The 5,175-nt window shown below is 57.0% G+C and carries 6 protein-coding genes; 5 read left to right on the top strand and 1 reads right to left on the bottom strand.

Annotated features, from left to right (window positions below; genetic code table 11):
• The 5 genes from V6C07_RS09680 to V6C07_RS09660 form a co-directional block, all read left to right on the top strand.
• A partial coding sequence (locus V6C07_RS09680) for a hypothetical protein (RefSeq protein ID WP_333536227.1) occupies window positions 1-302 on the top strand: 302 nt, incomplete at its 5' end.
• A 424-nt stretch (window positions 303-726) separates the two neighbouring features.
• Complete coding sequence (locus V6C07_RS09675; RefSeq protein WP_333536226.1) at window positions 727-1,935, top strand: quaternary amine ABC transporter ATP-binding protein; 1,209 nt, start codon at window positions 727-729, stop codon at window positions 1,933-1,935.
• Window positions 1,925-2,779, top strand: coding sequence for an ABC transporter permease (locus V6C07_RS09670; RefSeq protein WP_333536225.1), 855 nt, complete (start codon window positions 1,925-1,927; stop codon window positions 2,777-2,779). Before V6C07_RS09675 ends, V6C07_RS09670 begins: the two co-directional genes overlap by 11 nt.
• Before the next feature lie 2 nt (window positions 2,780-2,781).
• A complete protein-coding gene (locus V6C07_RS09665) occupies window positions 2,782-3,033 on the top strand; it encodes a hypothetical protein (protein WP_333536224.1) in 252 nt (83 codons plus the stop codon).
• 11 nt (window positions 3,034-3,044) lie between these two features.
• The gene (locus V6C07_RS09660) at window positions 3,045-3,908 is read left to right on the top strand and encodes a glycine betaine ABC transporter substrate-binding protein (RefSeq protein WP_333536223.1); all 864 of its coding nucleotides are present in this window, start codon (window positions 3,045-3,047) and stop codon (window positions 3,906-3,908) included.
• 406 nt (window positions 3,909-4,314) lie between these two features.
• Here the strand turns inward: V6C07_RS09660 and V6C07_RS09655 are convergent.
• The coding region (locus tag V6C07_RS09655; RefSeq protein ID WP_333536221.1) for a methyl-accepting chemotaxis protein at window positions 4,315-5,175 on the bottom strand (861 nt) is incomplete at its 5' end.

Raw genomic sequence — 5,175 nt, 5'->3', positions numbered from 1 at the left:
GCCGCCGCATAGCGGGCTTTTTGCGCCTTGTCCTGCGGCTTGCGGTCTCCCCCGCCGCCAGCGCCCAACGCGCCACACAAAACCGCAGACAGGCCACAACCGGGCAAAAAGACCGCGCCAAGGCCCCGAAATATGAAAATAAATGCAGAAATAAAATTCATCCTTGCATCGTATGTTTTTTTACTTTATTATCTCCAGAACATCACATCAAACAGCGTGGCGTCCTGCTACTTTCTTCGGAATACCCCCGGCATCATGTCACAGCTTCTGTAGATTCAGCGACATTCATGTTCGCATCTTAAAAGAATCTTCAATGCATATCTGAAAAAACAGTTTTTTTCATTATGTAACATGTGCAAAAGAGTCATACTTCATTTACACATACCAATTGCAGTATAGTGCAACATGAATGTGAATGACACAAATTTTCCGCCCCGGCCCGTGTACCCGCCCCAGGGCAACCCGGCAGGTGTAAGCAAAGGAGGCAAATCACAATAGATAAACCATTTTTTTCTGCACAATATGATGTTTTGTTCTCACAATACTTTTTATAACACTTTATGGAAGTTCGGTTTGTACCGAGGAGGCGTTCATCTGCCGGTGCCGTCAACGCTGATGACTCCAGCAAGTTCGTTTTGACGATCAATTATTGTTCGTCCTTCCATATACTCGCCCGTTTACGGGCTACACCCGCGACATTTCCATGCCACGGCAGAAGGAGGGTATATGGCAAAAATTTCTATCCAAAATATTTCTAAAGTCTTCGGGCCACAGCCGGAACAGGCTCTCGAACTGGCCGCCGAAGGCGCCTCACGCGCGGACATTCTGCGAAAAACCCGCACCACGGTGGCCCTGCGCGACATTTCCCTTGATATTACAGACAGCGAACTGCTTGTCATCATGGGGCTTTCCGGCAGCGGCAAGTCTACACTGCTGCGCTGCCTCAACGGGCTGATCATGCCCAGCTCCGGCCGTATTCTTGTGGACGGCGCGGACATAACCACCATGAATGCCAAAGAGTTGCGCCATGTGCGACAACGCTGTTTCGGCATGGTGTTTCAGAATTTTGCTCTTTTTCCGCACCGCACGGTATTGCAGAACACCGCCTTTGGCCTTGAAGTCATGGGTGTATCTGAAGTCCAACGCCTGAAAAAAAGCGAAGAAATGCTTGAGCGCGTCGGCCTTGCACAGTGGAAAAACTCCTTCCCCGGTGAGCTTTCCGGCGGCATGAAGCAGCGCGTGGGCCTGGCCCGCGCCCTGGCCCTTGAACCGCAAGTGCTGCTCATGGACGAAGCCTTCAGCGCCCTTGACCCCCTTATCAGGCAAGAAATGCAGGACGAGTTGCTGTCGCTTCAGGAAGACATTCAGAAAACCATTGTTTTCATTACGCATGACCTTAACGAGGCATTCAAGCTCGGTGACCGCATTGTTCTGCTTCAGGACGGAGCCGTTGTGCAGACCGGCACGCCCGAAGACATTCTTCAGGCTCCGGCCAACGATTACGTAGCCCGCTTTGTTGCATCGGCCGACGCCTCGCAAGTGCTGACCGCCGCCAGCGTCATGAAGCGTTCCGAAGATACTGCGGTGCTTGGCCTGGACGGTCCGCGCGCTGCCCTGCGCAAAATGCGCATCCACTCCATTGCTTCGCTTTTTGTTCTGGACCGTCACCGCCGCTTTGTGGGCATTCTTAATGCCGATGACGCCGAGGCCCTGGTCAGCGCGGGACGTTCAGACCTTACTGAAATAACCCGCACGGACATTGTGACGGTGACGCCTGACACACCGGTGACAGAGCTTGTGCCGCTTATGGCCGAATTGCCCTACCCGCTGGCTGTGGTAGACAGCCGCCGTCGCCTGCAGGGCGTCATCGTGCGTGGGCTGCTGCTGGGCGCGCTGGTGGAGCATAATGACAGGAGGGGTGCGCATGCTGCCTAGATTGCCCCTGGCCGGCTATATTGACAGCGGCGTGGAATTTCTGGTGGAGCAGTTTTCCGGCGTTACCCGCGCCGGGTCCGCCATCATGCTTGCCCTGCTGGACCGTTTTGAAGAATTTCTGCTGCTGCCGCCGCCGTGGCTTTTTATTCTGCTTCTGGCGGCCCTGGCGTGGTGGGTAACGCGCAGGCCCGGCCTGCCTGTATTCGTGGCTCTGGGCTTTGGCCTTTTGTGGAATCTCGGCCTGTGGGCGCCCACCATCAGCACGCTGGCCCTGGTGCTTTCAGCCACGCTGCTTTCCGTGCTGGTGGGTGTACCCTGCGGCATTCTTGCGGCCATGTCCCCCACGGCGCGCAAGATTGTCATGCCCGTGCTGGACGTCATGCAAACCATGCCCGCCTTTGTCTATCTTATACCGGCCATTCCTTTTTTCGGCATCGGCAAGGTCAGTGCGGTGGTGGCTACGGTCATTTTTTCTGTGCCTCCGGCCATACGCTTCACCTGCCTGGGCATACAGCAGGTTCCCCGCGATCTTGTGGAATGCACCGAAGCCTTTGGCGCAACGCGCATGCAGCGCCTGTACAAGCTGGAACTTCCCCTGGCTATGCCCACTATTGTCGCGGGCGTAAACCAGACCATCATGCTGGCCCTTTCAATGGCCGTCATCGCGGCCATGATCGGCGCGCGCGGCCTGGGGGGCGAAGTGTGGAAGGCCATTCAGCGCCTCAACATCGGCATGGGTTTTGAGGCCGGGCTTGGCATTGTTATTGTTGCCATCACCCTTGACCGCCTCTTCCGCGCGCTGGCGCAGAAAAGCTCCGGCAAGAAAGCCCATCAGGGTATGTAACCTTGAAGTGCTTGCTGACGAAGCAGCTCGCCCTGCAAGTATTTCGCGGCGCGGATGTTTCCAAATACCCGCGCCGCGCGTTCCAGCTTTTTTCAAAGCCGGACTGCTCAAGGACCTGCTTTAAAAGCTCCCGTACCCGCACTGCTGTTGCGGCATCCCGTTTATGCGCGACGGCGGAACGGGCGACCATGACCAGTCCGCATGGGCCGCGCATCGGCGCCGTTGTCGTGACCGGCAAAAGAAAAACCTTGTAAAAGGAGGACCAATGAAACTTCGCATACTGATTCTCGCCGTGGCCTTTGCCCTGTTCTTTTCAGCCGAAGCTATGGCAAAAGATAAAAAAGAGGACAAAAATCTCCAGCTTGTTTACGTGGAATGGGACTGCGCCAATGCCTCAAGCCACCTTGCAAAGGCTGTGCTTGAAGACAAGCTGGGCTACAAGGTGGAACTGCTGCCCGTGACCCAGCCCATCCTCTGGACAAGCCTTGCCACCGGCGATGCCGACGCCATGGTGACCGCGTGGCTGCCCGACACCCACAAAGACATGCATAACAAGGTCAAAAACAATGTGGAAGTGCTCGGCAAGCTCACGGGCGGGGCGCGCCTTGGCCTGGCCGTGCCCGACTATGTGCCGCTGAAGTCCGTGGAAGAACTGAAGGCCAATGCCGGAAAGTTCAAGGGGCGGATCGTGGGCATCGACCCCGGCGCGGGCGTCATGCAGCTTACGGAAAAGCTGATGAAAGACTACGGCATTGACAATATGGAACTGCTGGAAGGCAGCGACACCATCATGACCTCAAGCCTGGCGGACGCCATCCGCAACAAGGAATGGATAGTGGTCACGGCATGGTCGCCCCACTGGATGTTCGGGCGCTGGAACCTGCATTACCTTGAAGACCCCAAGGGCAGTCTCGGCAGTGAAGAAGGCATCTACAATGTGGCGCGCAAGGGGCTCAAGGACGATCACCCCGCAGCCTACGCCTTTTTGTCAAAATTCTCTTACGCCACTCCCGAGCAGTTACAGCAGCTTATGGCCTGGAATCAGGAAAAGGGCGCGGACCCGATGAAAAATGCCCGTCGCTTCATGAAAGAACACCCCGAACTGGTGGAAGCCTGGCTGGCAAAGTAAACAGACAGGACAGTTTCAGAGCGGTTTCGCCTTGAAACAGCTCTGACGGCTGCGCGGGCAGGCGCCCGTCACGAGGGCGCAAGCCTGCCGCAGCCGCTGCCCGAAAAACTTGCGAACCCGAAGGACTTGCGAACCCGAAGGACTTGCGAACCCGAAGGACTTGCGAAAAAGACGCACACTGCGCATACGCGCTGTAAAACGCCGCACGTGCGCACCGTAAAGTCTGGGGAAATACATCCTCAAAGGCAAAACCCCCGAAAAAGCGCAAACAGTGTTCACTGCTGCCAGAAAGTCCCCCGTCATCAGATCGATGCGGGGGACTTTCTTTGATTCATGGCAAGCGGAACAGGCAATCAGGCGACGATGCGCCCCGTGAGCCGCTGTTCAGAGCCCGCGCCTCAGGCGTTTACGCCTGTTTCAGGCTGGTAATGAGCTCGCCCAGACGTTTGGCCTGCTGTGCCAGGTCTTCCACCGCGCCGGAAGCTTCGCGCATGGCCTGGGCCGTCTGCCCCACCATATCATTGACCTGCACTATGGACTGATTGATTTCCTCGCTGGCCGCGGACTGTTCTTCACTGGCTGTGGCAATGGCCCGCACCTGGTCTGCCGTGGTTTCCACATTGCTGACGATCTGGCGCAGGGCTTCGCCGGACTGGCTGGCAAATCCGGTGGCAGTTTCAATTTCCTCCACCGCCTTGTCCATACCGCTTACGCTTTTGGCGGTACTTTCCTGAATGGCGGTAATGGCATTTCCCACGTCCTGGGTGGAAGCCATGGTTTTTTCCGCCAGTTTGCGCACCTCATCCGCCACCACGGCAAAGCCGCGCCCGGCGTCTCCGGCCCGGGCAGCCTCAATGGCCGCATTAAGCGCCAGCAGGTTGGTCTGGTCCGCTATGTCGGATATGACGCCCATAATGCGGTTGATGGCCTGGGCATGCTCATTGAGCTGGTTCATGTCTTTTTTGAGCACCAGAGAAACCTTGTGAACCTGGTCAATGCTTTGCAGGGCCTGGCGCACGATATGCGCGCCGTTTTCCGCATTGCCCCTGGTTTCGTCAGACACGCCCGACGCCATTGATGCGTTGCCCGCCACCTCGCGCACGGTGGAGTTCATCTCGTTCATGGCAGTTGCCGCCTCGCTCAGGCGGGTCGCCGACTCGGCCGACATATGGTTTGACTGGCTGATGCGCGCCGTAAGCTGGTTGGATGCCGAAGAAATGATGGTGACCACTTCCTCCAGCTGCCCGGCTGCAGCCAGCATGCCGTC

Origin of the sequence: Desulfovibrio sp. 1214_IL3152 (assembly GCF_036763055.1) — a bacterium.
Taxonomy (GTDB): Bacteria; Desulfobacterota; Desulfovibrionia; order Desulfovibrionales; family Desulfovibrionaceae; genus Desulfovibrio.
The sequence above is the reverse complement of the archived record's forward strand: the minus strand, read 5'-3'. Positions and strand labels throughout refer to the sequence as shown.

What these genes read in the sequence shown, in the direction of transcription:
- V6C07_RS09675 (WP_333536226.1), top strand. Translation starts at nt 727, where the DNA reads ATGGCAAAAATTTCTATCCAAAATATTTCTAAAGTCTTCGGGCCACAG.
- V6C07_RS09670 (WP_333536225.1), top strand. Translation starts at nt 1,925, where the DNA reads ATGCTGCCTAGATTGCCCCTGGCCGGCTATATTGACAGCGGCGTGGAA.
- V6C07_RS09660 (WP_333536223.1), top strand. Translation starts at nt 3,045, where the DNA reads ATGAAACTTCGCATACTGATTCTCGCCGTGGCCTTTGCCCTGTTCTTT.